The following is a 212-nucleotide window of genomic DNA, read 5'->3' as shown; positions in this document are numbered from 1 at the left end:
GCATCTCCATCAGTATCATCTGCAGTTCCATCTCCGTCTGCATCTGTTCCACCTGTTTCTACAACATCGTAAATTCCGTCGTTATCACTATCTAAATCTAAATGGTTTGGTACACCATCGCCATCTGAATCGTAATTGTCATTTACTCCATCTGAGTTTGCATCTACAAAACCTGCTAAGTCTGCATCTAAATAGTTTGGAACCCCATCATT

At 40.6% G+C, this 212-nt stretch carries 1 pseudogene; it reads right to left on the bottom strand.

From position 1 onward, the window contains the following. A pseudogene (locus Q1A46_RS20885) lies at positions 1–212 on the bottom strand (hypothetical protein); the annotation flags it as partial.

It is taken from the genome of uncultured Tenacibaculum sp. (assembly GCF_947502995.1).
Lineage (GTDB): Bacteria > Bacteroidota > Bacteroidia > Flavobacteriales > Flavobacteriaceae > Polaribacter.
Note: the sequence above shows the minus strand (reverse complement) of the source record. Positions and strands in the feature narration are given on the sequence as shown.